Origin of the sequence: Bordetella ansorpii, assembly GCF_900078705.1 — a bacterium.
Taxonomy (GTDB): Bacteria; Pseudomonadota; Gammaproteobacteria; order Burkholderiales; family Burkholderiaceae_B; genus Bordetella; species Bordetella ansorpii_A.
Map to the genome: position 1 here is coordinate 254,408 of NZ_FKIF01000007.1, position 24,469 is coordinate 278,876.

The 24,469-nt window shown below is 66.3% G+C and carries 24 protein-coding genes; 4 read left to right on the forward strand and 20 right to left on the reverse strand.

The window, feature by feature from the left end:
- Positions 1-6 precede the first annotated feature (6 nt).
- The 5 genes from A6745_RS16875 to flgB all read right to left on the reverse strand — a co-directional run bounded on the left by A6745_RS16875 (position 7) and on the right by flgB (position 3,920).
- On the reverse strand, positions 7-750 hold the full coding sequence (locus A6745_RS16875) for a flagellar basal body rod protein FlgF (RefSeq protein WP_066129605.1): 744 nt from the start codon (positions 748-750) through the stop codon (positions 7-9).
- 33 nt (positions 751-783) lie between these two features.
- The gene (locus A6745_RS16880; RefSeq protein WP_066129608.1) at positions 784-2,256 is read right to left on the reverse strand and encodes a flagellar hook-basal body complex protein; all 1,473 of its coding nucleotides are present in this window, start codon (positions 2,254-2,256) and stop codon (positions 784-786) included.
- A gap of 77 nt (positions 2,257-2,333) precedes the next feature.
- Positions 2,334-3,029: a flagellar hook capping FlgD N-terminal domain-containing protein gene (locus tag A6745_RS16885; protein WP_066129612.1), complete on the reverse strand. Its 696-nt coding sequence runs from the start codon at positions 3,027-3,029 to the stop codon at positions 2,334-2,336.
- Between the two features lie 46 nt (positions 3,030-3,075).
- Entirely contained in the window at positions 3,076-3,495 is a 420-nt protein-coding gene (gene flgC, locus A6745_RS16890) for a flagellar basal body rod protein FlgC (protein ID WP_066129615.1), read from the reverse strand.
- Between the two features lie 17 nt (positions 3,496-3,512).
- Positions 3,513-3,920, reverse strand: coding sequence for a flagellar basal body rod protein FlgB (flgB, locus tag A6745_RS16895; protein WP_066129618.1), 408 nt, complete (start codon positions 3,918-3,920; stop codon positions 3,513-3,515).
- 171 nt (positions 3,921-4,091) lie between these two features.
- Here flgB and flgA point away from each other — a divergent pair, with 171 nt between their 5' ends.
- The 3 genes from flgA (at position 4,092) to A6745_RS16910 (ending at position 5,776) form a co-directional block, all read left to right on the forward strand.
- On the forward strand, positions 4,092-4,820 hold the full coding sequence (gene flgA, locus A6745_RS16900; protein ID WP_066129621.1) for a flagellar basal body P-ring formation chaperone FlgA: 729 nt from the start codon (positions 4,092-4,094) through the stop codon (positions 4,818-4,820).
- 124 nt (positions 4,821-4,944) lie between these two features.
- Positions 4,945-5,241, forward strand: a complete 297-nt coding sequence (flgM, locus tag A6745_RS16905; protein WP_066129623.1) for a flagellar biosynthesis anti-sigma factor FlgM — start codon at positions 4,945-4,947, stop codon at positions 5,239-5,241.
- 64 nt (positions 5,242-5,305) lie between these two features.
- Positions 5,306-5,776, forward strand: a complete 471-nt coding sequence (locus A6745_RS16910) for a flagella synthesis protein FlgN (protein ID WP_066129624.1) — start codon at positions 5,306-5,308, stop codon at positions 5,774-5,776.
- Between the two features lie 127 nt (positions 5,777-5,903).
- On the opposite strand, the gene flhF is transcribed toward A6745_RS16910, so the two are convergent.
- Genes flhF through flhB form a run of 3 tightly spaced genes read right to left on the reverse strand, consistent with a single transcriptional unit; the run spans position 5,904 to position 12,013 of the window.
- Positions 5,904-8,738 carry a flagellar biosynthesis protein FlhF gene (flhF, locus tag A6745_RS16915; RefSeq protein WP_066129625.1) on the reverse strand — a complete coding sequence of 945 codons (2,835 nt, stop codon included), beginning with the start codon at positions 8,736-8,738 and terminating at the stop codon, positions 5,904-5,906.
- A complete protein-coding gene (flhA, locus tag A6745_RS16920; RefSeq protein ID WP_066129628.1) occupies positions 8,738-10,852 on the reverse strand; it encodes a flagellar biosynthesis protein FlhA in 2,115 nt (704 codons plus the stop codon). Before flhA ends, flhF begins: the two co-directional genes overlap by 1 nt.
- A 3-nt stretch (positions 10,853-10,855) precedes the next feature.
- Entirely contained in the window at positions 10,856-12,013 is a 1,158-nt protein-coding gene (gene flhB / locus A6745_RS16925; protein ID WP_066129629.1) for a flagellar biosynthesis protein FlhB, read from the reverse strand.
- A 205-nt stretch (positions 12,014-12,218) separates the two neighbouring features.
- Here flhB and A6745_RS16930 point away from each other — a divergent pair, with 205 nt between their 5' ends.
- Positions 12,219-13,253: a GGDEF domain-containing protein gene (locus A6745_RS16930; protein ID WP_066129631.1), complete on the forward strand. Its 1,035-nt coding sequence runs from the start codon at positions 12,219-12,221 to the stop codon at positions 13,251-13,253.
- Positions 13,254-13,305: 52 nt separating this feature from the next.
- On the opposite strand, the gene cheZ is transcribed toward A6745_RS16930, so the two are convergent.
- The 12 genes from cheZ to flhD form a co-directional block, all read right to left on the reverse strand.
- Positions 13,306-13,941 carry a protein phosphatase CheZ gene (cheZ, locus tag A6745_RS16935; RefSeq protein WP_066129632.1) on the reverse strand — a complete coding sequence of 212 codons (636 nt, stop codon included), beginning with the start codon at positions 13,939-13,941 and terminating at the stop codon, positions 13,306-13,308.
- Positions 13,942-13,954: 13 nt separating this feature from the next.
- A complete protein-coding gene (gene cheY, locus A6745_RS16940; protein ID WP_066129634.1) occupies positions 13,955-14,344 on the reverse strand; it encodes a chemotaxis response regulator CheY in 390 nt (129 codons plus the stop codon).
- A 49-nt stretch (positions 14,345-14,393) separates the two neighbouring features.
- Positions 14,394-15,458: a protein-glutamate methylesterase/protein-glutamine glutaminase gene (locus A6745_RS16945; RefSeq protein ID WP_066129636.1), complete on the reverse strand. Its 1,065-nt coding sequence runs from the start codon at positions 15,456-15,458 to the stop codon at positions 14,394-14,396.
- A 15-nt stretch (positions 15,459-15,473) separates the two neighbouring features.
- Positions 15,474-16,328, reverse strand: coding sequence for a CheR family methyltransferase (locus A6745_RS16950; RefSeq protein ID WP_066129639.1), 855 nt, complete (start codon positions 16,326-16,328; stop codon positions 15,474-15,476).
- Between the two features lie 15 nt (positions 16,329-16,343).
- On the reverse strand, positions 16,344-18,203 hold the full coding sequence (locus A6745_RS16955) for a methyl-accepting chemotaxis protein (RefSeq protein ID WP_066131313.1): 1,860 nt from the start codon (positions 18,201-18,203) through the stop codon (positions 16,344-16,346).
- A gap of 81 nt (positions 18,204-18,284) precedes the next feature.
- Positions 18,285-18,785, reverse strand: coding sequence for a chemotaxis protein CheW (cheW, locus tag A6745_RS16960; RefSeq protein WP_066129642.1), 501 nt, complete (start codon positions 18,783-18,785; stop codon positions 18,285-18,287).
- Between the two features lie 12 nt (positions 18,786-18,797).
- Positions 18,798-20,912, reverse strand: coding sequence for a chemotaxis protein CheA (gene cheA / locus A6745_RS16965; RefSeq protein ID WP_066129645.1), 2,115 nt, complete (start codon positions 20,910-20,912; stop codon positions 18,798-18,800).
- A 28-nt stretch (positions 20,913-20,940) separates the two neighbouring features.
- On the reverse strand, positions 20,941-21,321 hold the full coding sequence (locus tag A6745_RS16970; RefSeq protein ID WP_066129650.1) for a response regulator: 381 nt from the start codon (positions 21,319-21,321) through the stop codon (positions 20,941-20,943).
- A gap of 8 nt (positions 21,322-21,329) precedes the next feature.
- Positions 21,330-22,274 carry a flagellar motor protein MotB gene (gene motB, locus A6745_RS16975; protein ID WP_066129654.1) on the reverse strand — a complete coding sequence of 315 codons (945 nt, stop codon included), beginning with the start codon at positions 22,272-22,274 and terminating at the stop codon, positions 21,330-21,332.
- Between the two features lie 25 nt (positions 22,275-22,299).
- Entirely contained in the window at positions 22,300-23,172 is an 873-nt protein-coding gene (gene motA, locus A6745_RS16980; protein WP_066129657.1) for a flagellar motor stator protein MotA, read from the reverse strand.
- A gap of 126 nt (positions 23,173-23,298) precedes the next feature.
- A complete protein-coding gene (gene flhC / locus A6745_RS16985) occupies positions 23,299-23,874 on the reverse strand; it encodes a flagellar transcriptional regulator FlhC (RefSeq protein WP_066129660.1) in 576 nt (191 codons plus the stop codon).
- Between the two features lie 11 nt (positions 23,875-23,885).
- Positions 23,886-24,209 (reverse strand): flagellar transcriptional regulator FlhD, encoded by a 324-nt coding sequence (flhD, locus tag A6745_RS16990; protein WP_066129662.1) that lies wholly within the window; start codon positions 24,207-24,209, stop codon positions 23,886-23,888.
- Between the last annotated feature and the right edge of the window lie 260 nt (positions 24,210-24,469).

Genomic DNA, 24,469 nt, shown 5'->3' on the forward strand with positions numbered 1-24,469 from the left:
GAACGGTCAGACGGACAGGATTTCGTTGGCGCGGCCAGCGTTGTCGTTGGCGTTGCGGACCACCTGCATCTGCATCTCGAAGCGGCGGGCGTTTTCGATCATGCCGACCATGGCCGCGGTCGGACTGGCGTTGCTGCCCTCCAGGGCGCCGGACATGACGCGCAGCGCCGGATCGGCAGGCAACTGCGGCGACCCGGCGGCCTGGCGGAACACGCCATCGTCGCCACGCACCAGCGCGGACTCTTCCGGGCTGACGAGCTTCAGGCGGCCGAGGTTCAGGATGTTGTTCGGCGGATCGCCGGCGCCGATGGCCGTGATCGTGCCGTCCGAGGCGATCGTCAGCGAGGCCTGGTCCGGAATCGCGATGGGCGCGTTCTGGTCGGACAGCACCGGCTGCCCCAGCGAGGTCTGCAACAGGCCGTTCACGCCCACCTGCAAGCTGCCGGCACGGGTATAGCCCTCGCCTTGCTGCGTCTGGATGGCCAGCCAGCCGTTGCCGGCCATCGCCACGTCCAGCTCGCGGCCGGTACTCTGCACCGTGCCCAGGGCAAAATTGCTGCCGGGCGTCGTCGCCACGGTGGACACACGGGTCGGCAACGACGTGCCGTCCAGCATGGGCACCGAGCGGTACAGCGCGACCTGCTCGCGAAAGCCCGGCGTATTGACGTTGGCCAGGTTGTTGCTCAGGACGGCCTGCTGCTCGGAGATCCGGGCAGCGCCGTTCATGGCGGTATAGATGACGCGATCCATCGGCTATTTCCGTCTCGGTGCGGGCGCGGGGCCTTAGATGTTCAGCAGCACCTGCAGGACTTCGTCCTGCGTCTTGATGGTCTGCGTATTGGCCTGGTACGTGCGCTGCGCGATGATCATGTTGACCAGTTCGTTGCTGAGGTTGACGTTGGACTGCTCCAGCGATTGCCCCACCAGCGACGACAGGCTGTTGGTGCCGGGCTGACCCAGCAGCGGCTGGCCCGACGCATTGGTTTCCTGCCAGGCGTTGTTGCCGACCGGCTGCAGGCCCTGCACGTTGTTGAAGTTCGCCAGCGCGATCACCCCCACGACCTGGTTCTGGCCGTTGCTGTACTGGGCGGTGACGCTGCCGTCGGCGGCGATCTCGATGCCCAGGAACTCGCCGCTGGCGTAGCCGTTGGGGGTCAGCTTGGGGCTGAAATCGCTGCCGAACTGAGTGACGCCGGTGTAGCCGACGGTGATGGCCAGCGGATCGGCCGGGGACGTCGTGCCGCCGGGGTTGCCGAAGTTCACCGTGTAGTTGGGCGGCGTGGTCTGCAGCGCGCCGCTGGCGTTGAAGGTCAGCGTGGCGTGATCGTCGGCGGCCGTGCCCACCGTCATGGCATTGCCGTCCAGCGTGTAGTACACGTCATAGACGCTTTCGCCGGCCGCGCTGGGGCGCTTCACGAAGTACTGCACCATTTCGTGCGCGTTGCCCAGCGAGTCGTACACGGTGGTGGGCACCTGGTCCGTGTAGGTGGTGCGGTCGGTCGCATCGAACGGCTTGGGCGCCACGGCGGCGACAGGCGCCACATAGGCCGTGCCCGGCGTGAACGTGCCCGCCGTCACCACGCCATTGGTAACCGTGAACGTATCGCCGCCCGACGTGAACGTGCCGTTCAGGGCGGTATCCGTGGCGCCGGCCCCGTCCAGGAACACGATGGCGCCGCCCGCATCCTGGCGGAAGTTGTGGTTGGCGGCACCGGTGCCGTCGTCGAAGTTCAACACGCCCAGCGTTTCCGGAACGGCGGGCGAGCCCACCGGATCGATGGGGGTGGCATTGGCGTTCAGGTTGGTCGTCACGCCGACCGTGGTGGTCGCCACCGGCGCGATGTTGCCCTGCGGCACGGCCAGTTCGACCGGCGCGGCGCCGATGCTGCCAGCGGGATAGCCGGTCAGGCGCATGCCCATCTGGTTGACGATGAAGAAGTCCTTGTCCAGCAAGAACTCGCCGTTGCGCGAATAGAACACGCCGCCGGCCTGGTCGGTCAGGCGGAAGAAGCCCTTCGCGCCGTCGATGGCGATGTCGTACTCGCCGCCGGTGGTGGCCACGTTACCCACGGTGAAGCGCTGGTTGATGCCGCTGACCTTCACACCCAGGCCCACGCGCGAGTTGGCGTAGACGTCCGCGAACGACACGTTGCCCGACTTGAAGCCGACCGTGCCCGAGTTGGCGATGTTGTTGCCGATGACGTCCAGGTTCTGCGAAGCGGCATTCAAGCCGCTCAGTCCTTGTCCGAATCCCATGTGCTATCTCGCTGTCCAAGTATTTGTGAATGCGCCGGTGCCGCCATTGCGCAGGCACCCCGCCGAATCGGTAGGTATCAGGTGTTGCTGCCGTAGATCTTGCGGATGTCGAGCATGCTGGCCTGGTTGCCCATGCCCAACTGCAGGCGCAGGCCATTGGTGCCATAGGCCACGCCGCTGACCAGGCCATACTGCAGGGCCTCGGCGGTGACCTTGTTGCCGTCCGCATCCGTCGCGGCAACATTGAAGGTGTATTTGCCGTCGGCCACATCCTGGCCGCCGTCGTTCTTGCCGTCCCAGGCCACGTCGATCACGCCGGTCTTCTGGTCTCGCAGCGTCATGGTGCGCACGACGTTGCCGTCCTTGTCCAGCACCTTGACCGTGACCGTGTCGGCGTCGCTCTGCAGGTCGATGCCCAGCGGCGTGGCCTCGCGCACCGTCGGATCCGACAGGTCGGAGCCCAGCGACACCTCGTTGCCCGGCACCAGCACGCCGCGGCCGATCAGGGACGCCGCATTCATGGATTGCGACACGTCCACCTGGCCGCTGATGGCCTGCAGCGTGTTGTTCAGGTTGGTGATGCCCTCCACCGTGGATATCTGCGCGAGCTGCGACGTGAGCTCGGCGTTCTGCATGGGGTTGAGCGGATCCTGGTTGCGCAGCTGGGTCACCAGCAGAGTCAGGAACTGATCCTGGATGTCCTTGGCAGCGCTGGACGTGCTGGAACCCAGGCCGCTGGTACTGCTGGAAACGCCGGAGACAGAGGTGGCCATGGCTGATCGCGTAGTGGAAGGTCAGGAAGAAAAAGAGGCGGCCATGTCAGGACTGGCCGATGGTGAGCGTCTTGGCCATGAGCTGCTTGGCGGTGTTCAGCACTTCGACGTTGGCCTGATACGAGCGCGAGGCGGCAATCATGTTGACGGTCTCGGCGATCGGGTCGACGTTGGGCATGGCGACGTACCCATCGGCGTTGGCCATGGGATGCTTGGGGTCGTAGATCATCTTGAACGGCGACGCGTCCTGCACCACCCCGGCCACGCGCACGCCGCCGATTTCCTGGCCCAGGGCCTGGCCGGCGGCCGGATTCACCTCGAAGACCACCTGGCGGGCACGATAGGGTTGACCGTCGGGACCGACCGCGCTCTCGGCGTTGGCCATGTTGCTGGCCGACACGTTCATGCGCTGCGATTGCGCCGTCATGGCGGAGCCGGCAATATCGAAAATGCTCAGCAGGGACATTCGGGGTAGCTCCTAGATCATTCCTGGATGGCGGTCATCATCGAGCGGATGCGGCCGGACAGGATCTGCAGGCTGCTCTGGTAGTGCAGCGTGTTGTCGGCAAAGCGCACGCGCTCGTTGTCCATGTCGACCGTGTTGCCATCGAGGCTGGCCTGGTACGGCAGGCGGTATTGCATGTCCACGGCGGGGGCCGAGACAGCCTGCCCCGGAATATGGCGGACCGAGGTCAGCGCCAGTTTCGTATCGGGCAGGCGCATGCGCTCGCCCATGGCGTTTTCCATGGCCGTCTTGAAATCGAAATCCCGCGCCTTGTAGTTGGGCGTATCGGCATTGGCGATGTTCGAGGACAGGACTTCCTGGCGCTGGGCGCGCAAGCTGATTGCCTGTTGGAAGAAGCGAAAATCGTCGCTGAGCCGGTCTAGCATTCGGTCGCCTTACAAGGACGGTGCGGAGAGGGGGGCCGGGCGCGAGCACCCGGTCCTTTGGGCATGACGGAATCATAGGTGGCGGGGCCTGGACACAATCACTTAAATAACCCGACATTTCCGAGTCAATTCCGTTATTGCGACATTCCGCGGCCTTCTACAATCCTCTGCATGCCGCGATCTCTCCGCCCGCCCTCCCCGCTGCCGGCCGCCCTTGCCGCGACCTGCCTGGCCGCCGCCCTCGGCGGCCCGGGGGCCGCGCGCGCGCAATCAGGGCTCGCGCAGGATCCCGCCGCCCTGTCGGCCGCCGTCCAGACCTATCTGCGCGACCAGTTGGCGGACGTGCCCGGCACGGTCAGCATCACGGTGGATCCGGTGCGCACCGACCGCCTGCCGGCCTGCGACGCCCTCACCCCCTTCCTGTCGTCACCCGTGCGCCTGCGATCCCGCATGTCCGTTGGCGTGCGCTGCGCCGCGCCGCAGACCTGGACGACCTACGTGCAGACCAGCGTAAGCGTCGCGGGACGTTATTATGTCGCCTCGCGCCAGATCAATGCGGGCCGTGTCATCGGCAAGGCCGATGTCGAGACGCGCGATGCCGATCTGGCCACCCTGCCGCCCGGCATCGTCACCGATCCCGGCCACGTCATCGGGATGCGGGCGGGCAACCGCATCGCGGCCGGACAACCGATCAAGACGGCCGTGCTGCGAAGCGCGCAGGCCATTGAACGGGGCCAGAACGTCAATATCGTCATCAGCGGCAAAGGCTTTACCGTCTCCGGCGAAGGCGAGGCCCTGGACAACGCCGTGCCAGGAGACCGGATCCAGGTGCGCACGGCGTCCGGCCAGGTCGTCAGCGGCGTCGTGAAACAAGCGGGACTCGTCGAAGTCCCCCTGTAAAAATGTTACATATTTCTGGCATCCGCCGAGCGATTACCCTAAAGTTGCCGAAGCGATAGCCGTTACAAGGACAAGACCAAGGCAGGTCCGGCCAAGACCCGAGGCATGCCCAGCGGAGATTACCTTGAAGATCACTACCAGTTCCCCCCCGGTTGCCGCCAAGACCGTCAACCTGCGCACCGACAATCCGGTCGCGCAGGCTTATGGCGTATCCACCGGGTCCCCGTCCACCACGGGAAGCTCGCAGGTAGCGCTGAGCTCGGCGTCTCGGCAACTGCTGGTCTTGCAGGAAGGCGGCAGCGACATCAACGTGGAACGTGTCCACGCCATCCGCGCGGCCATCGCCTCCGGTGAACTGAAGATCGATCCCTCCCGGATCGCCGACAGCCTGATCGCCAGCGCCCAGGAACTGCTGAAGTAAATCCTGTCCGGCAGGCCGTACCGGCCGGCCATCGTTTTCTCCGCCGACGACGCTTCACTCTCTCATGTCCGCCGCACTGCAGATTTGTATCGAACGCGAAAGCGCACTCGTCCAGGCCTTCATCGAAGCCATCGACGCCGAAGCCCGCGCGCTGGCGGATCGCAAGGCGCACGACGCCCTGCAACAAGCCGCCCAAGAGAAAGAAGCCCTGGCCGAACAACTCAGCGCCCTCAGCGTGCAACGCGATGAACTGCTGGCTGGCCTGGGACTGCCCGACGGCCACGAAGGCACGCAGCAAGCCGCTTCACAGTTCCCCGAATTGGCCGAAAGCTGGAATCGCCTGCTGGAGTACGCCAGCCTGGCGCGCGAGCGCAATGAACGCAATGGCGCCATGATCAGCGCCAGCCTGCGCCATACGCAGCAGGCACTGGACGCCCTGCGCCAGTTGAACGAAGGGGCCAATGCCTCGGCGACCTACGACGCCCAGGGCCGCGGCCGCCGCGGCTACGGCCAGCGCAGCATCATCGCCACCTGATCATCCCCCACGCAATACGCCGGCGGACGGCCCGGCCCGCCTGGCGGTCTTGAAAGCCTGGGCCCGGCCGCGCGTTACGCCAGGCCGACCGGACGCCTCCTGGCGCCCTGCTCCGCCCGGCCTCGAATCAAGAGGCCATTTCCAGCATCGCGAATCCCTTCATCAGCGCTGCCGGCATCACCGGGCCGGTGAGCTTGCGCCCGCCGGATGCCATGGCGTGCAGCATTGCGCGGGTGGCGTCGGCCTGAGGAGTTTGCGACAGCTGCCAGCATGCCGTCCCCAATTGAGCGGCCAGCATGGCTTGACGAGGCATGTCCTGAATGCCTGCGGCGGGGGGCAGCGCCGCCCAGGCGTGCGTCATGTGCCGGAAAGCCGCCTTGGCCTGCTCCTGCTGCAGCAGCCAACGCGCGATCGTCGGCGCGTCGGCCTGAGACGCCTTCAAATTGGTCAATCCGTACAACTGATTGACCACCTTGCCCGTGGCCGGTTCGGTCAGCCGCGCGCAGATCATGCGTAGCGGCAGATCTTCATGGCCTCGCGCGGACATCCGCACTTCGGTCCCGCTGGCCCAGAGGTCCAGCGGGACCTCCGACTCCTGCCCGGGCAAGCGCGCGGTGCCGATCGGCAGATAACCCAGGTCGCGGGACACTGCGGCCAGCGTGGTGGGCGTATCCTCCTGGACCACGCGCAATGCGCCCGCGCCGCGCGCCACCCAGGATGCACTTTCGGCCGACAACGACTGCCACATCGCGGCCGTGCCCATGTCGAACAGGTGCACTTGCGGCACGTCCCGCAGGGCGGACTGCAGCCCGCGCACGCGCGCCACCAGCGCCTGCACCGCATTGTCGGGCATGGCGGCGCGCAGGTCATGCGCGTTCAGGATGCCGTGCGGCAACACCAGGTGAGCCATCGGGGCGGACAGTGCCACGCCACGGTCTGTCATCAGCATCGCCGCCAGCAACGAACCCGCCGATGCGCCCCCCTTCAAGGCGGCCTTGCCGTGCATGGCCAGCAGATAACGGTCGCTGCCGCCCGCGTAGGCCCCCTGCGCCAACGCCAGCCCCGCGCCGGACAGGCCTTCCGGCGAGACCGTGCCAGCGCCCGCGCCGCGCCAATTGGCACGCGCCTGCGTGCACGCGGGATCGGCTTCCATCCATGCGATCGCCTGGTCCAGCGCAATCTCCGCATCCGCCCGCGGCAGCAAAGCCGTCGCCAGCAACTGCCGGCGCCGCGCGGCGTCGCTGGCACCGTCGGCCTGCTTCTGCTGCGCGTCCTGCTTGGCCGACGAACGCCACAACGCCGCCAGGTCGGCTTCGCTGGGTGCATACAGCGGCGCGGCCTGTCGCGGCAGCGGTGCCAGCGCGCGGTCGACCAGCGCCTGACGGTCGGCGGTCGCCATGTCTTCCGGCACTTTCTGGCCGATGGAAACGTAATGGATCGGCAGGCGGTGCCGAATGGCGGTATCCAGCGCCGGCGCGATGCGGGTCGCCTCGTCCAGCTTGGTGATGATGCAGCCCACCACATCCTCGCTGGCGCCATTGCGATAGGCGTGGGCGACCTCGTCCAGCGTGTCTCCCTGGCTCGCCGCATTGAGCACCAGCAGGCGCCGCACCGGCCTGTCGGCCGCGTGCAGCAAAGCCGCCAGGGCCGCGACATTGCGGTCGCGCTGGCTGATGCCGGTCGTGTCGATCAGGATGGTCTTGCGGTGGCCCAAGTGGGCCACCGCCTGCTTGAGTTCTTCGCCGTCGCGCACGGAATGCGCGGGCACGCCCATCAGGCGGCCGTAGATCTGCAATTGCTCCAGCGCGCCGATCCGGAACAGATCGGTGGTCAACATCGCGACCTGCTCGCGGCCTTCGCGCGCGACACAGCGCGCCGCCAGCTTGGCCAGCGTCGTGGTCTTGCCCACGCCGGTGGGGCCGACCAGGGCGTATACGCCGCCATCGGCCAGGAACTCGTCCTCGCTGCGCATGACCGGCAGATGTTTCACCAGCTCGTTACGGGCCCAGGCCATCGCCCCCTGCCTGTCCAGGCTGCCGGGCAGGCGCTCGACCAGCGCGCGCACCAGCGGCATGCTGAAGCCGGCCTCGAGCAGGCTGCGGAACAGGGAGGCGTTGACGGGCTGCAGGCCGGCAGCCTGCGCACCGCTCCACAACAATCCATCCATGCGCGACTCCAGCGCGCCGCGCAGGGCATCCAGCGCGGCCTGCACCTGCTGGTTGCCGGCATCGGCGGGCGCCCCCCCCAGACCGGGCATGGCGGAAGGCAACGGCGCGTCGGGCCGTTGCGCCATGGAGGGCGCAGGCACGGCAGGCGCCTGCGGCCGGCGGGCCACGGGAGGTGCGGACGCCGCCGCCGTATCGGCCAGGGGCGGCTCGGCGGCGGGCGGCATCACGCCATGGCCAGGCGCGGGGGAATTCTGTACGGGCAGGCGCTCTTGCGGCGCCGGCAGGGCGGCAGGAGACGGCGCCGCGGCAGAGACTGGCGCAGACACGCCGGACGCCACCGCGCCCTGTCCCGCACCCGCGGACTCGGGCCGCACGGCGTCTGTCCGGGCAGCAGGCATGGGGGTGCCGGCGGCATCCGCCTCCGGCTGCGCGGACGCCGCCGCCGCATCGGCGTAGCGTGCCAGCGCACGCGCGGGCGCGTAGGACGTGTCGGGCTGGGACGGCGCGGGCGGCGGCAGACCGGCCGCGTCGGCCGCCGCCTGCCAGGCGGACGGCCTCGGCGTGGCCGCGGCGGGCGGCGTGGCGCGCGCGGCCGGGTGGGCGGCAGTCTCGGCCTGCGGTTGGGCGGGCGCCGGCTCGTCCACGAAATCCTGGGCGGCATCGACCGTGGCAACCACCTCGATCGCGCCATTGACGCTGCGATTGGACACGATCAACGCATCCGGGCCAAGCGCCTCGCGCACCTGGCGCATGGCTTCGCGCACCGTCGCGCCTACAAAACGGGAAAGCTTCATCAACCGGTGCCTCCGACCAGGGCAGTGACGCGTACGACGCGCTCATCGGGGATTTCAGCGTTGGACAACACGCCCAACTGCGGCAGGTGATGGCGCAGGAAACGCGACAGCGGCGCACGCAACGGCGGCGATACAAGCAATACCGGCGCATTGCCTTGCGACTCCTGCTTCAGAACCGCGGCCTCGGTTTCGCGCAGCAAGGTTTCGGCCAGGCCGGGTTCGAGGCCGCCGCTGGTGGCCATGGCCTGCGACAGCACACGCTCGAGCTTGACGTCCAGGCCGATCACGCGCAGTTCGCCTTCGCCCGGGAACCATTGCTGGGTGATGGCGCGACCCAGGGAGCGGCGCGTCAGCGCGATCAGTTCGGGCACGTCGGGCTGGCCGCCCACGTTGGCCGCCTGCACGGCCAGACGCGGGGCATGTTCGGCCACGGTATCGATGATGGTGCGCATATCGCGAATCGGCACCTCCTCGGACAGCAGGCCCTGCAACACCTTCTGCAGCGCGGTCAACGAGAGGGTCTTGGGCACCAGGTCCTCGATCAGCTTGGGCGCATCGCGCCCCAGGCGATCCAGCAATTGCTGCACTTCCTGGCGGCCCAGCAGGCTCGATCCATGGCGGTGCATCAAATGGTTGAGGTGCGTCGCCACCACGGTACTGGCATCCACGACGGTGTAGCCGGCCACCTGCGCCTGATCGCGCTGGCCGCTGTCGATCCACAGGGCCGGCAGGCCGAAGGCCGGATCGGTCGTCGGCACGCCCTTGATGGTGGCATTGACCCCGCCGGGATCGATGGCCAGCCACTGTCCCGGCATGGCCACCCCGCGCCCGACTTCGACACCGGACAGCAGGATGCGGTAGTCGTTGGGCTTGAGCTCCAGGTTGTCCCGGATGTGCACCACCGGCGGCAGGAACCCCACGTCCTGCGCGAACTTCTTGCGCAGGCTGCGGATGCGGTGCAGCAGTTCCCCATTCTGCGCGTGATCCACCAGGGGGATCAGGCGGTAACCGACCTCCAGCCCCAGTTGGTCGACCATCGACACGTCGTCCCAACTGGCCTCGGCCGCCGCGGCCTGGGCCTGGGCGGCGGCCTGCGAGGGCTCGTCGACGGTCCTGGAGGCCTCTTCGCGCTGGCGCTTCATCACCATCCAGCCCACGCCGCCCAGCATCGCGGCCAAAGACAGGAAGGCCACGTGCGGCATGTTGGGAATCAGGCCCATGATGCCGATGATGATGGAGGTCAGGAACAGCACGTTCGGATTGGCGAACAACTGGCCCACGATCTGCTGGCCGACGTCCTGGTCGTTCGAGACGCGCGACACGACCACACCGGCCGCGGTGGAAATGACCAGCGCGGGAATCTGCGCCACCAGGCCGTCGCCGATGGTCAGCAGCGTGTAGACGCGGCCCGACTCGGAGAACGACAGGTCGTGCTGCGCCACCCCGACGATCAGGCCGCCGATGACGTTGATCACCATGATCAGCAGGCCGGCGATGGCGTCGCCGCGCACGAACTTGCTGGCGCCGTCCATCGAGCCGAAGAAATCGGCTTCCTGGGCCACCTCGCCGCGCCGCCGGCGCGCCTCTTCCTCGCCGATCAGGCCGGCGTTCAAGTCGGCGTCGATGGCCATCTGCTTGCCGGGCATGGCGTCCAGGGTGAAGCGCGCGCCGACTTCGGCGATCCGGCCCGCCCCCTTGGTGATGACGATGAAGTTGATGATCGTCAGGATGATGAAGACGATGAGGCCGACCGCGAAGTTGCCCCCCACCAGGAAGTGGCCGAACGCCTCGATCACTTTGCCGGCGGCGTCGGGACCCTCGTGGCCGTGCAGCAGCACCACGCGCGTGGAAGCCACGTTCAACGACAGCCGCAACAGCGTGGCGAACAGCAGCACGGCCGGGAACGCGGCGAAATCCAGCGGCTTCCGGGTGAACATCGCCACCAGCAGGATCATCACCGACAGCGCGATGTTGAAGGTGAACAGCAGGTCGAGCAGGAAGGTGGGCAGCGGCAGCACCATCATGCCCAGCACGAGCACGATGAGCACCGGACCGGCGAGCAGGCGCGCGTTGGCCGCGCCCTGGGTTTTCAGCATGGAGAGCAGCGCGCTCATTCCTCAGACTCCTTGGGCCGCGGGGCGGCGGACGTGCGGGTCCAGTTCATCGGGCACCTTGAGGGCCGACGGCGGGGTCGGTTCCCCGGCCGCGCCCGCGCGCCAACTGCGCAACTGGAAGACCCACGCCAGCACTTCCGCCACGGCGGTATAAAGCGCAACCGGGATTTCCTGCCCCAGTTCGACGTGTTGATGCAGGGCGCGCGCCAGCGGCGGCGCCTCGAGTGTAGGAATACGGTGTTCGCCGGCAAGCTCGCGGATGCGCAAGGCGATCAGTCCGGTGCCCTTGGCGATCACGCGGGGCGCGCCGGCCTCGCCCTCGGCGTAGCGCAACGCCACGGCATAGTGCGTCGGGTTGGTCACCACGACGTCGGCCTTGGGCACCTCCGCCATCATCCGGCGCCGCGACATCGCCCGCTGCTGCTGGCGGATCCGCGCCTTGACGTGCGGATCGCCGTCGCTCTCCTTGTGCTCCTGCTTCACGTCCTCCTTGGACATGCGCAGCTTCTTCAAGTGGCTGTAGATCTGCCAGGGAACATCCAGCAGCACGATTAAAAACAGGGACGAAACAATCAGCGCACTGCAAAGAATCACCAGTTTCAGCGTATGCGCGATGGCCGCCGTGGGCGAAGCCTGCGACAGGCCGATCATGTCCGCGTGGTAATGCCACAACACCAGGGCGCCGATCCCCCCCACCAGCAACGCCTTGGCGACGGACTTGATCAGTTCGACCACGGTCTGCATCGAGAACATCCGCTTCAATCCGCTGATCGGATCGAGTTTCCCGAAGTTCGGCATCAATGGCTTGGTGGTGAAGACCAGACCGCCCAACGCCACGCTGCCCAGGATGGCCACCGCCGCCAGGATGCCGAACAACGGCAAGAGCATCAGCACCGCGTCGAAGGCGCTCCCTGCCGCCTCGACCACCATGACGGTGGAATCCCGCGCGATACGCGGCTCGAAACCCAGGCCGCTTCGCAGGATGCCCGTCAGTCCCCGGTAGAGGCCCGTCGCGCCCAGCCAGAGTCCTGCCACGCCCGCGGCAAGCAACAGAAACGTGCCCAGTTCGCGCGAACGCGCAAGCTGCCCCTCCTCGCGCGCCTTTTCCAGGCGCCGTGGTGAGGCGGCTTCTGTTTTCTCTAGATCGCTCTCTTCGGCCATGCTCGACGTATGCTTCGCGGCCTGCAGACGGGTTGCAGACTGCCCGGCGAGATTCTAGGCGAGGCGCCGTGCGGGCGATCATTTAAGAAACGGGGGGAAAGCCACGTTATTCCATTCGGGCGCACTTGGCCGATTGGCTCGGCCCCGCCCATGAGCAGACACACAGGTTACCGACCAGGCCGCTGACACCGGGGAGCAAGACGGCATGCAAGGTTTGAACGAGTACGCGGCGCGGGACTCCCTGCGTGAACAGGCGCGCCTTGACGCCTTGACCGACCTGCAGGTGCTCGACGGCGGGCCCGATCCGGTCTTCGAACGCATCTCCCGCCTGGCGCGCGCCACGCTGCGCTTTCCCATCGCCTACGTGTCGATGGTCGGCCTGCATCACGAGATCCTGAAAACACGCGCCACGCACCCCGTTTCCACCGGCAGCCGCGACACCGCCTTCGCTTCCTATGCCCTGCAAAGCGCCGAGCCGATGCTGGTATCCGACACCCTGGAAGACCCGCGCTTCTGCCGCTTTCCCCAGGTCGCCGGCGCCCCGTACGTACGGGCCTGCTGGAGCGTGCCGCTGGCCACGCGCGACGGCCTGCTGGTCGGCGCGCTGACCCTGCTGGATCATGTGCCGCGCCAGGCCGTCCGCGACGACCTCTCCATCCTGAAGGATTTCGGCAAGCTGGCGGCGGAAAGCATGGAACTGCGCGCCCAGTCGACCACCGATGTCCTGACCGGAGTGCAATCGCGGCGCGCTTTCCTCAGCGAAGGCGAGCGCATTTTCCTCAGCAGGCATCCCGACCGGCAGGCGCTCAGTTGCGTCATTCTCGACCTGGACGACTTTCGCCGCCTGAACGACGCCCTGGGGCATGACGCCGGCGACGACGCTTTGCGCCAGATTGGCGGACTGCTGCGCAGCGGCGTGCGTCCGGATACGCCCATCGGCCGCGTCGGCGGGGAAGAATTCGCCATCCTGCTGCCCGGCGAAAGCCTCTACGGCGCCCACACGGTCAGCGAGCGGCTGCGCCATGCGCTGGCGCGCTTGTCCGACCAGGGGTTTCCGGGCTTGTCCGCCAGTTGCGGACTGGCCGAGCGCAACAGCACCGACCGCTGCTTCATGGACCTTCTGGACCGGGCCAGCCAGCAGGCCTACGTCGCGCGCCATGCCGGCCGCAACTGCACGCGGCCGGACCTGGCGCACATTAGCGGGCATGCGCCGGGTTTCCGGCACCGCACGCCCATCTGAGCCCTGCCGCTGGCTGCGCCGTCCGGCCCGCCTTCACGGCGGGCGGACGCGGTCAGAAGCCCAGGCTGGCCAGCAGATCGTCGACCTGGTCCTGGCTGGTCACCACATCGGCCTTGCCTTCCGGATTGACCTGCGGACCATTGAGCAGGCTGGTGGCTTCGTCGCGCCGCTCTTGGGGCACATTGTCCAGCAGCACCTGCAGCAGTTCGCGCTCGATCGCGCCGACCACGTCCATCATGCGCATGATGACCTGGCCGGTGAGATCCTGGAAATCCTGGGCCATCACGATGGACATCAGCTGCGCCTGGGTTTCCTGCGTCTGCTTGGGCACGTCGGCCAGAAAGGCGCGCGTGTCCTTGACCAGTTCGCGGGCCTCGGGCACCTCCAGCGGCTGATCGAACCACGACTGCCAGCGCGCATCCAACTCGCGCGCATTGCGCGCCATATCGTCCTGAATCGGACCGGCGGCTTCGGTGGCGTTGAGCACGCGATTGGCGGCTTGCTCCGTCATCTGCGCGACATAGCGCAGGCGGTCGCGGGCATCGGGGATGGCCTCGGCGGCATCCTTGATCGCCTGGTCCAGACCCAACTCGCGCATGCTGTCGCGCAGCATGCGCGTCAGTGACGCGATGCGATGGATCAGGTCGCCGGCTTCGGGCTTCTTCTCGTCGCTATTCGTGGCGTTCATGGGGGAACCTCGTTCAGCCAGCCAGTTTCTCGAAAATCTTGTTCAGCTTCTCTTCCAGGGTGGCGGCCGTGAACGGCTTGACCACATAGCCGTTGGCGCCGGCCTGGGCGGCCGCAACAATGTTTTCCTTCTTGGCCTCGGCCGTCACCATCAGAACGGGCAGGCTCTTCAGGCTCGGGTCCTGGCGGATCTGCTTGAGCATTTCCAGACCATCCAGATTGGGCATGTTCCAGTCGGACACGACGAACTGGAAGCCGCCGGTCCGCAGCTTGTCCAGCGCGATGGCGCCGTCTTCCGCCTCGTCCACGTTCTCGAAGCCCAGTTCCTTGAGCAGGTTGCGGATGATCCGCCGCATGGTGGGGAAATCGTCCACCACCAAAATCTTCAGGGCCTTGTCTACCATCTTCACTCCAAGAATTGATTATGGACGCGCTGCCGCGCCCAGTGTGATTTCAAACCCGATGGCCACGGTCGCCCAGGCGGTCGAGGATACGTTCGCTGATATTTGACAGCGTCACCACGTCCTCCGCGGCGCCCAGCGCGATCGCCTCGCGCGGCATGCCGAAAACGACGCAGCTCGCCTCGTCCTGGGCGATCGTGTGCGCGCCGGCCCGGCGCATCGCCAGCAGACCGGCGGCGCCGTCCTTGCCCATGCCGGTCAGGATCACGCCGATGGCATTGTGGCCAGCCGACTCGGCCGCGGAATGGAACAGCACATCCACGGACGGCCGATGCCGGTTGACCGGATCGCCCTCAAACAACTCGATGACATAGTTGGCGCCGCTGCGGCCCAGGCGCATGTGCGTCTCGCCGCCGGGAGCCAGGTACACGTGGCCCGGCAGCACCCGCTCGCCATGCACGGCCTCCCGCACCGTCACCGCGCACATGGTATTTAGCCGCTGCGCGAACGACTTGGTGAAACCGGCCGGCATGTGCTGCGTGATGAGTATCGCGGGGCTGTCGGGGGGCAACGGCCGCAATACTTCGCGAATCGCTTCCGTACCGCCCGTGGACGAGCCGATGATAACCAGCTTCTCGGAGCTGGAGAACGGGCTGCGCAGGCGCTGCGGTGCGGGCGCGGCAGCGCCTTCGGCGGGCGGCGTGCTCTTGCGCAGGCGCGCCCGCGAGGCGGCGCGGATCTTCTCGGCAATGATCTCGCTGTATTCGAGCAGGCCATCGCGGATGCCCAGCTTAGGCTTGGTGACGAAGTCGACCGCGCCCAGCTCCAGCGCCCGCATGGTGATCTCACCGCCGCGCTCGGTCAGCGACGACACCATGAGCACCGGCATGGGGCGCAGGCGCATGAGCTTCTCGAGAAAATCCAGGCCATCCATGCGGGGCATTTCGACGTCCAGCGTCAGGACGTCGGGATTGTGCTGCTTGATCAGGTCGCGCGCCACCAGCGGATCCGGCGCGACCGCAACCACTTCCATGTCGGGATGCCCGTTGATGATCTCGGTCATCAGGCCGCGAACCAGCGCGGAATCGTCTACGCAAAGGACCTTGATTTTCTTCATTCTGTTCGTGCGTCTCTATTCAGGACTGCCGACGCAGTCATAGACCGTCTGTCCGCGCAAGCGGAAACTGCGGCTGATATAGGTGAAGTTCTCGGAATGGCCCGCGAACAGCAGGCCGCCCGGCTTGAGCAGCGGCACGAAGCGCTGCAGGATCTTCGACTGCGTGGGCTTGTCGAAGTAAATCATCACGTTGCGACAGAAGATCACGTCGAACTTCTCGTTCAGCGGCCAATCGGGGGCCAGCAGATTGAGCGTCTGGAACGTGACCATCTCCTGGATCTCGGGACGCACCTTCACGTGCCCGCTGTTCTCGCCCTTGCCACGCAGGAAGAAGCGCTTGAGCCGGGCCTCGTCGAGCTTGGACACCCGCTCGAACGGATAGACGCCCGCCCGGGCCCTGGCCAGCACCTGCGTATCGATGTCGGTGGCGATCACCTTGCTGCCGGCCGCGCGCGAACCCAGCGCCTCGGCCAGGGTGATGGCGATCGAATACGGCTCTTCGCCCGTCGAGGCGGCGGAACACCACACCGACACCGGCCCGCCGCGCGTGCGCGCGAACTCGGCCAGGATCGGAAAGTGATGGGATTCGCGGAAGAATGCCGTCAGGTTGGTCGTCAGGGCATTGACGAAATTTTCCCACTCGGGGGCGGCCGGCTGTTCCTCGAGATGATCGAGATAGCCGCCGAAGTCTTGCCGGCCCAGCGCCCGCAGGCGCCTCGCCAGCCGGCTGTAGACCATTTCCCGCTTGTGATCGCCCAGCGAGATGCCCGCGCGCGCGTAGATCATGCGGCGCACGCGCGAAAAATCGTTGTCGCGGAACTCGAACTGCCGTTCGGCCGAAAAGGCCGACGAGGGCTGGGCGGTGGCCACGCTGGATCCCTCGACTTACGACCCGGCCAATGCAAAGCCAGGGGTGCCCTCGCCTTGCATCAGCTCGGGACGGCCGCGGCCTTGCAATTGGGGGGACGGGGCATCGATGACCTCGCCGGTGTTGATGCGGAATATCGCCACGGCCTCGGCCAGGCGCTGCGCCTGCTCCTGCAGCGAACCCGCCGCCGCCGCCGCCTCTTCCACCAGCGCCGCGTTCTGCTGCGTCACCTCGTCCATCTGCGACACCGCGCGGTTCACCTGGTCGATGCCCCCGGACTGCTCTTCCGACGCCGCCGAAATCTCGCCCATGATGTCCGTCACGCGCTTGACCGAACTGACGATCTCCTGCATCGTCGCCCCGGCGCGTTCGACCTGCTGCGAACCCGTATCGACCTTGCTGACCGAGTCCTCGATCAGCACCTTGATCTCCTTGGCCGCCTGCGCGCTGCGCTGCGCCAGCGAGCGAACCTCGCCCGCCACCACCGCGAAACCCTTGCCCTGCTCGCCCGCGCGCGCCGCTTCCACCGCCGCGTTCAGCGCCAGGATGTTGGTCTGGAACGCGATGCCGTCGATCACCGACACGATCTCGGAGATCTTGCGCGAGCTCGCCGAGATGCCTTCCATCGTGTTGACCACCTCCGACACCGCCGAACCGCCGCGCTCGGCCACCTGCGACGCGCTGGCCGCCAACTGGTTGGCCTGGCGCGCGTTGTCCGCGTTCTGCTTCACGGTCGACGCCAACTGCTCCATCGACGCCGCGGTCTCTTCCAGCGAGGCCGCCTGCTGCTCGGTACGGCTGGACAGGTCGGTGTTGCCCGCGGATATCTCGCGCGACCCCACGTTGATCTCGTCCACGCCACGGCGCACGGTGCTGACCGTGCGCGTCAGGCTTTCCTGCATGCGCTTGAGCGCCGCGAACAACTGGCCGATCTCGTTGTTGCCGCGCATCTCGACCCGCGTGGCCAGGTCGCCCGCGGCGATGCGGTCGAACTGGATGCCGGCTTCCTTCAGCGGACGCAACACGCGGCCACGCAGGAACAGGTAGGTCATGAAGACCAGCACGGCGGCCACGAAGGCGCCCAGCGCGACGGCGCCCAGGATATAGTGGTAGCGGGTTTGGGCCATGTTGTAGGCCTCGTCCAGCTGCGTGGCGCGCCAGGTCGCGAAGGCATCGACCGAACGCTGGAAGCGGGCTTCCGGCGCATCCATCGCGCTTTCGATCTGCCTGGAGTAACCGGTCAGATCCCCCTTTTGCAGCAGCGCCACCACGGGTGCGATGCCCTGCTGGGTAAGCGCGCGATAGGCCTGCTCGAACTCGTTCAGCGCCGCTTGGGCCGCCTCGGTCTTGGGCATGGCCTGGTAACGCTCGAACTCGGCCTGCGCACGGCCCAGGCTGTCCTGGGCGCGTTGCGCCATCGACGCGGCCTGGCCGGCTATGCCCGACGGCATCTGCGCCGCCACGGCGGCCGGCACGGCGAGCGGAGCCGGCGCCGGGATGGGCGCGGCGGTGGCGCCTTCGGCAACGGGTGCGGAAGCCTGGGCGGCAAGCGCCGCCAGGGAAGTGTTGGCGGCGTCGATCGCGGTCTTGGTCTGCGCGACCTGGGCCGCCTGGGCGGCCGCCAGGGCCTGCACGGTCACGCCGTAATGGGCGATGGCGCCACGGTTCAAGGCGATGATGGCGTCCTTGGTGTGATTGACCACGCGGCTCATCGCGTCGTCGATATCCTCGGTCCGCTTGAGCGATGCGGTCGTCTCATTGCCCAGGTGCAGGGAGAAGACCCCCAGCACCGCACCAATGACCAGCAGAAGGGAGAAAAAGCCCAGCACGCCCAGCAGGCTGCTGCGAATGGACAGGTTTGCCAAAGTATTGCGCATGATGTTCATCAATCACGGACCGCGTTCGCTGCCATGCGCCGGGCGCGGGGTTCGATGCGCCCCGTCCCTGCGCTGATGGGCTCAGGAAGCCACTTTCTCGACCAGCGCCATTTCGTCGCTGGTCATCAGGCGTTCGATGTCGACGAGAATCAGCATGCGCTCGTCGACCGTGCCCAGCCCGGTCAGGTACTCGGTGGACAGCGTGGCGCCGAACTCGGGCGCCGGACGGATCTGGCCGGAATTCAGCATCAGCACGTCCGACACGCCATCGACCACGATGCCCACCACGCGGCGATCGAGGTTCAGGATGATGACGACGGTCTGCTCGTTGTATTCGACGCGGCCCAGGTTGAACTTGATGCGCAGGTCGACGATCGGAACGATGATGCCGCGCAGGTTCGTCACCCCCTTGATGAAGGGCGGCACGTTGGCGATACGCGTGACCGCGTTCGCATCGTAGCCACGGATTTCCTGCACCTTCAGGATGTCGATCCCGTACTCTTCTTCGCCCAGCGTGAACACCAGGAATTCGCTACCCTGGTCTTCGACGCGCGTCGCCGGGGTTTGCGGTTTGGCTGCCATGGTCTTGCTCCCTTAGTTCAGGATGGCTTCGGGCTGGGCCCATTTCTCGCGATTGGCCCGCGCCAGTGCGAATACATCGACGATCAGCGCAACGCTGCCGTCGCCAAGAATAGTGGCCGCCGAGATTCCCGGCACCTTGCGGTAGTTGGCCTCGAGGTTCTTCACCACGACCTGGTGCTGGCCGACCAGATGGTCCACCAGCAGGGCGAAGCGGCGATCCTCGGCCTGCATGATGACGGCGATGGCCTGGGTGGGATCGGCCTGTGCGCCGCCCACCGAGAACACGCGGTGCATCTCGACCAGCGGCAGGTATTCGCCGCGCACGTGCATCACGCGCTCGTTGCCCGCCACCGTGTACAGCTGGTCTTGCGTCGGTTGCAGCGATTCGGTCACGTGGTTCAGGGGCAGGATGAAGGTCTCTTCACCCACCCGGACCGACATGCCGTCGAGGATGGCCAGCGTCAGCGGCAACACGATGCGCGTGGTGGTGCCCTTGCCCGTCTCGCTGGACAACTGCACATGGCCGCCCATGTCCTGGATGTTGCGACGCACGACGTCCATGCCCACGCCACGGCCGGAGATATCGGTGATCTGTTCGGCGGTGGAGAAACCGGGCGCGAAAATCAGTTGCCAGACTTCATCGTCGGGCATGTTCTCGTTCACGGCCATGCCCTGCGACAGCGCCTTCTTCAGGATGCGCTCGCGGTTCAGGCCGCCACCGTCGTCGCTGACTTCGATGACGATGTTGCCGCCGTTGTGCTGTGCCGACAGCACCAACTGGCCCGTGGGCTCCTTGCCGGCGGCGATGCGCTTCTCGGGCGTTTCGATGCCGTGGTCCAGGCTGTTGCGCACCAGGTGCGTCAGCGGATCGATGATGCGTTCGATCAGGCTCTTGTCCAGCTCGGTGGCGCGGCCGTAGGTCTGCAGTTCGATCTGCTTGCCCATCTTGCCGGCGATGTCGCGCACCAGGCGGGGAAAGCGGCTGAACACGTAGTCCATCGGCATCATGCGGATGGACATCACGGATTCCTGCAGGTCGCGCGCGTTGCGCTCGAGCTGTTCCATGCCGTTGAGCAGGCGGTCGTGCAGCACCGGATCCAGCGACGAGGCCTGCTGTGCCAGCATCGCCTGCGTGATGACCAGTTCGCCCACCAGATTGATGATCTGGTCGACCTTCTCGACACCCACGCGGATGGAGGTGGACTCCTTGTCGGCATGCTGCGCGGCGGGAGCGCGCGCGGCACGGGCCGGCGCCGCGGCGGCGGGCGCCGCCGTCTCGATGGCGGCGGCGACGGGCGCGGCGGCCACGGCGGGCGTGAAGCTGGCGGCGGCCTGCTCGAACTGCTCCAGCACCCCGGCATCGGCCGGGGCGGCTTGCGCCGGGGCGGCCTCGCGCGTGACTTCGAGCTGGTCGGAATCGATGATGAAGCAGCAGACCGCCTCGATATCGGCCGCCGAGCAGGTCGTCTGCACCCACACGGCCAGCGCGCCGCCGCTGCGGTCACTGGCCAGGACTTTGCCCAGGTTGCCCATCTCTTCGAGCAACGAATCGGCATCCTTGTCGGACACCTTGCTGATGCGCACCTTGGTGGGCAGATCGCCGGCAGGCTGCTGCACGGGTTCGGCCGCAACGGGCGCGGGAGCCGGCACGGCTACGGGCGCGGGCGCGGCGACAGCGGCGGGAGCGGGGGCAGGAGCCGCCGCCGGTTGCGCCGGCGCGGCGTGGCCGTCTTCAAGGGCCAGTTGCCGCAATACGGCGCAGATGCGCTCGAATACGGCCTCATCGGGCTCCTCGGACGACCGGTAGGCATCCAACTGGCTCTTCAGCACGTCCTTCGTCTCCAGGAAAATATCTACCATGTCGACGCGCAGCGCCATCTCACCCCGCCGGATGGCGTCCAGCAGGTTTTCGAGCAGGTGGGTGGTTCCGGCCAGCTTCTGAAAGCAGCCGAAGGTCGCCGCGCCACCCTTGATGGAGTGAGCGGCACGAAAAATCGCATTCAGCTGTTCGATATCGGGCGCTTGCACGTCCAGTTCGAGCAGCAGTTGCTCCATTTGGGCCAGCAGTTCGTCCGCTTCATCGAAGAAGGTTTCGTAGAACTGACTGAGGTCCAGGCCAGAACTCATGGCAGGTGTTTACCTTATGTGAACCTGATCAATCCTGCGGCGTCTCGCCCAGCAGTTCCGCGGCCAACTCGACCAGGACTTGCGGGTCGAGCGGCTTGTTCAGCCATCCGCTGACGCCCAGATCGCGGGCCGCGGACTTGCTGATGTCGTCTTCTTCGGTGGTCAGCACGAGCACCGGAGTATGTTGATACTGAGGCTGCTCGCGCAGGCCCTGGATCAGGCCCAGGCCGCCCATGACAGGCATGTTCCAGTCGCTGACCACCAGGTCCACCCGGCTGGTCTGTGCCAGCGCCAGGGCTTCCTGGCCGTCTTTGGCGGCCAGCACCTGCCATCCGGCTTGCGACAGCACCGTCTTGACGATCATGCGCATGGTCGTCGAATCATCCGCCACCAGAATCGTGGATGTCATTGCTCTTCCTATTGCTTCGCTGGCGCTTGCGCGTCGAATTGCGGATTCAGCGCCTGGTCGACCTGCTGCGCGCTGTCGGCGGTTACGTCGGCGGCGGCCGCGTTCTCGGACTCGAGGCGGCGCTGGGTAGATTCGTTCAAGACCACCAAGCTGATGCGGCGGTTAACGGCAGCATAGGGGTCGTCCTTAACCAGGCTCATGCTGGAGGCCAGACCCTGCACGCGAATGACCTTGCCTTCGTTCATGCCGCCCGCCACCAGTTCCTTGCGCGACGCGTTGGCGCGATCAGCCGAGAGTTCCCAGTTGCTGTAGGCGCGCTCGCCCCGGGCGTACTGCGTGGCGTCGGTGTGGCCGGCGATGCTGACCTTGTTGGGCAGCTCGTTCAACACCGGCCCCAGCTCGCGCAGGATGTCCCGCATATAGGGCTTGACCTCGGCGCTGCCGGTGGCGAACATCGGCCGGTTCTGGCTATCGACGATCTGCACGCGCAGGCCTTCGGTCGTGATGTCGATCAGCAACTGCGGCCGGAACTTCTGCAGCACCGGGCTGCTTTCGATGACGTTCTCCAGCCGCTGGCGCAGGCGTTCCAGGCGATGGCGGTCACGCCGCTCGGCATCCGCGCTGATGGTCTGGGCCTGCATGCGCGTGCCCTGCGCGCGGCGGACCTCGCCTTCGTCGCGCAGGGGGTCCGGACCGCCGCCCGGGATGGCACTGCGTTCGGCCGAATTCTTCGGACCGCCCGCGATGGCCACCGACAGCGGCATGCGGAAATACTCGGCGATGCCTTTCAATTCTTCGCGTGGCACGATGCTGATCAGCCACATGACCAGGAAGAACGCCATCAGCGCGGTGATGAAGTCGGCGTAGGCGATCTTCCAGCTCCCGCCGTGGTGCGCATCCCCGTGCGACTTCTTGCGCCGGATGACGACGCGGTGATTGTTGACGGTGCTCATGGCGGCGTGTTTTCAATCCAGCGGATCAGGCACGGCCCGGCGCGGCCTTGGCCTGGCGCACGTGCTCTTCGAGCTCGCTGAAGGTGGGACGCACGGCGGAGAACAGCACCTTGCGGCCAAACTCTACAGCCAGTTGCGGGGGATAGCCGTTCATGCTGGCCAGCAGCGTGACCTTGATGCACTCCAGCACCTTGATGGACTCGGCGGTGCGGCGCTCGATCTGCGAGGCCAGCGGACCGACGAAGCCGTAAGACAGCAGAATGCCCAGGAACGTACCGACCATCGCCTTGGAGATCAGGTCGCCCAGGATGGCGGGGGGCTGGTCGACGGCGGCCAGCGCCTTGATCACGCCCAGCACCGCGGCCACAATCCCGAATGCAGGCAGCCCGTCGGCCACGGCGCGCAACGCATGCACGGGCACTTCCTGTTCGTGCCGGTAGGTGTCGATTTCCTCGTCCATCAGCGTTTCGATCTCGAACGAGCTCATGTTGCCGCTGATCATGATGCGCAGATAGTCGGTGATGAATTCCATCAGCTTGTCGTCGCGCAAGATGCCGGGATACTCGCTGAAGATCGGGCTGGAGGACGGGTCTTCGATGTGCGACTCGATCGCCATCAGGCCTTCGCGGCGCGCCTTGTTCAGCAGCACATACAGCAGCGCCATGAGTTCCATGTACACCTGCTTGCTGTAAGGCGAACCTTTCAGGGACTTGGGCAGCGCCTGCTTGACCAGCACCAGCGATTTCTTGCTGTTGCCGGCCACGAACGCGCCGAGCGCCGCGCCCGCGATCAGCACGACCTCGAACGGCTGATACAGCGCGCCCAGGTGGCCGCCCATGGCCACGAAGCTGCCGACCACGGAGCCGATGACCACCAAATAACCGATAACAATCAACACATTAGGCCCCTGCCAATGTAGTCCGAACAATCCCGCCGTAATGATCGCCCGCCCCACCCACGCCAAAAGCGTGGGTTACGGGGGGTTTTTAGGGGTTTTTGGCGTGTTTGCGCACCCTTAAGGAATTCAGGAGCGTGCCGTATCCAGGCTTGCCTTGACTGCAGCCCCGCGCGCCTTGGCGGCACGGGTCTTGCCCGCGCGGGGAGGCGGACGGCAGATCGCGCAGACGAAATCGGACTGCGGATCATGCGCGTGGGCGATGAAATGCCCGCCGCACTGCTTGCACGCCGACAACTGCAACATGCCGCTGTCGAAGAAGCGCACCAGCATCCAGGCGCGGGTGAAACTCAGCACCGGCTCATCGGGAGGCGCGCCATCGACCCGCGCATTCTCCAGGTACAGGCGATAGGCGTCGATGACGGCCCGGATGCCCTTGCTGGAGGTGCGTGCATTGAGGAACGAGAAGACGTTGTAGAACAACGAGGAATGGATGTTCGGCAGCCAGGTCATGAACCAGTCAACCGAAAAGGGCAGCATGCCCTTGGGAGGAGAACAACCGCGGATTTCGCGGTACAGGCGGGCCAGACGGTCATGGCTGAGGCTCGTTTCGGCCTCGAGGACCTGCAGGCGGGCCCCCAGCGTGATCATTGCGCTGGCCAGCAGGATTTCGTCGGCTTCCTGCGAAACGCTCTTGATTGGCATGGCGGGCGCCGTCAGGCCAGTTCTTCGACAGGCTGCTTGGCCAGCAGGATGGTGGCATGAGCCTGTTGCAGTGCCCCGCCGAGGACGTCTTGCGTCAACGCGGACAGCAGGCTGTAGTCGTCGAAGCGGAAACGGCACAGCACGGAACTGGAACTGGCCAGCTTGACCAACTGGGCCGGCGACAGGCGCACCAGGATGTCGGCGACCTCGGCGCTGAAGCCCAGGCGGAACATCGAAGCGGCGTGGTCGTCACGCAACATGCGCTGAGCCAGCAGCAGATATGAAAGATTGACTTCGCGAATGTCGGCAAGCAACGAACTATCGGCTGTTTTCACTTAACTCTCCGGTGACAGGCTGCCGCAGCGAGGCGACAACCCAGGCCCTGCCCCGCTCAATGCCGCAGGACCTTTGTAGATTTATGCGAAATGTGTCATTTCATCGCAAATTGGATTCAATTTACCATGCAGTTCGTCAGTTTTTATGACAGTCATGTCAAAAGTTTGAGAATCATCATTCATTTCACGAACGTCGAAACATCGGCGTTACATGCATTACGCCACAATATGGGCAAAGCCGTAAATAAGTGCTCAAAAAG

Excerpts from the sequence above, each read along its gene's own strand:
- flhA (WP_066129628.1), bottom strand. The coding sequence starts at position 10,852 with ATGAGCGCGCTGCTCTCCATGCTGAAAACCCAGGGCGCGGCCAACGCG.
- A6745_RS16970 (WP_066129650.1), bottom strand. The coding sequence starts at position 21,321 with ATGACATCCACGATTCTGGTGGCGGATGATTCGACGACCATGCGCATG.
- flgC (WP_066129615.1), bottom strand. The coding sequence starts at position 3,495 with ATGTCCCTGCTGAGCATTTTCGATATTGCCGGCTCCGCCATGACGGCG.
- flgA (WP_066129621.1), top strand. The coding sequence starts at position 4,092 with ATGCCGCGATCTCTCCGCCCGCCCTCCCCGCTGCCGGCCGCCCTTGCC.
- A6745_RS16955 (WP_066131313.1), bottom strand. The coding sequence starts at position 18,203 with ATGCGCAATACTTTGGCAAACCTGTCCATTCGCAGCAGCCTGCTGGGC.
- A6745_RS16910 (WP_066129624.1), top strand. The coding sequence starts at position 5,306 with ATGTCCGCCGCACTGCAGATTTGTATCGAACGCGAAAGCGCACTCGTC.
- cheY (WP_066129634.1), bottom strand. The coding sequence starts at position 14,344 with ATGGTAGACAAGGCCCTGAAGATTTTGGTGGTGGACGATTTCCCCACC.
- cheZ (WP_066129632.1), bottom strand. The coding sequence starts at position 13,941 with ATGAACGCCACGAATAGCGACGAGAAGAAGCCCGAAGCCGGCGACCTG.
- motB (WP_066129654.1), bottom strand. The coding sequence starts at position 22,274 with ATGAGCACCGTCAACAATCACCGCGTCGTCATCCGGCGCAAGAAGTCG.
- A6745_RS16880 (WP_066129608.1), bottom strand. The coding sequence starts at position 2,256 with ATGGGATTCGGACAAGGACTGAGCGGCTTGAATGCCGCTTCGCAGAAC.
- flhB (WP_066129629.1), bottom strand. The coding sequence starts at position 12,013 with ATGGCCGAAGAGAGCGATCTAGAGAAAACAGAAGCCGCCTCACCACGG.
- cheW (WP_066129642.1), bottom strand. The coding sequence starts at position 18,785 with ATGGCAGCCAAACCGCAAACCCCGGCGACGCGCGTCGAAGACCAGGGT.
- flgB (WP_066129618.1), bottom strand. The coding sequence starts at position 3,920 with ATGCTAGACCGGCTCAGCGACGATTTTCGCTTCTTCCAACAGGCAATC.
- cheA (WP_066129645.1), bottom strand. The coding sequence starts at position 20,912 with ATGAGTTCTGGCCTGGACCTCAGTCAGTTCTACGAAACCTTCTTCGAT.
- A6745_RS16875 (WP_066129605.1), bottom strand. The coding sequence starts at position 750 with ATGGATCGCGTCATCTATACCGCCATGAACGGCGCTGCCCGGATCTCC.
- flhC (WP_066129660.1), bottom strand. The coding sequence starts at position 23,874 with ATGCCAATCAAGAGCGTTTCGCAGGAAGCCGACGAAATCCTGCTGGCC.
- A6745_RS16930 (WP_066129631.1), top strand. The coding sequence starts at position 12,219 with ATGCAAGGTTTGAACGAGTACGCGGCGCGGGACTCCCTGCGTGAACAG.
- flhF (WP_066129625.1), bottom strand. The coding sequence starts at position 8,738 with ATGAAGCTTTCCCGTTTTGTAGGCGCGACGGTGCGCGAAGCCATGCGC.
- A6745_RS16885 (WP_066129612.1), bottom strand. The coding sequence starts at position 3,029 with ATGGCCACCTCTGTCTCCGGCGTTTCCAGCAGTACCAGCGGCCTGGGT.
- A6745_RS16945 (WP_066129636.1), bottom strand. The coding sequence starts at position 15,458 with ATGAAGAAAATCAAGGTCCTTTGCGTAGACGATTCCGCGCTGGTTCGC.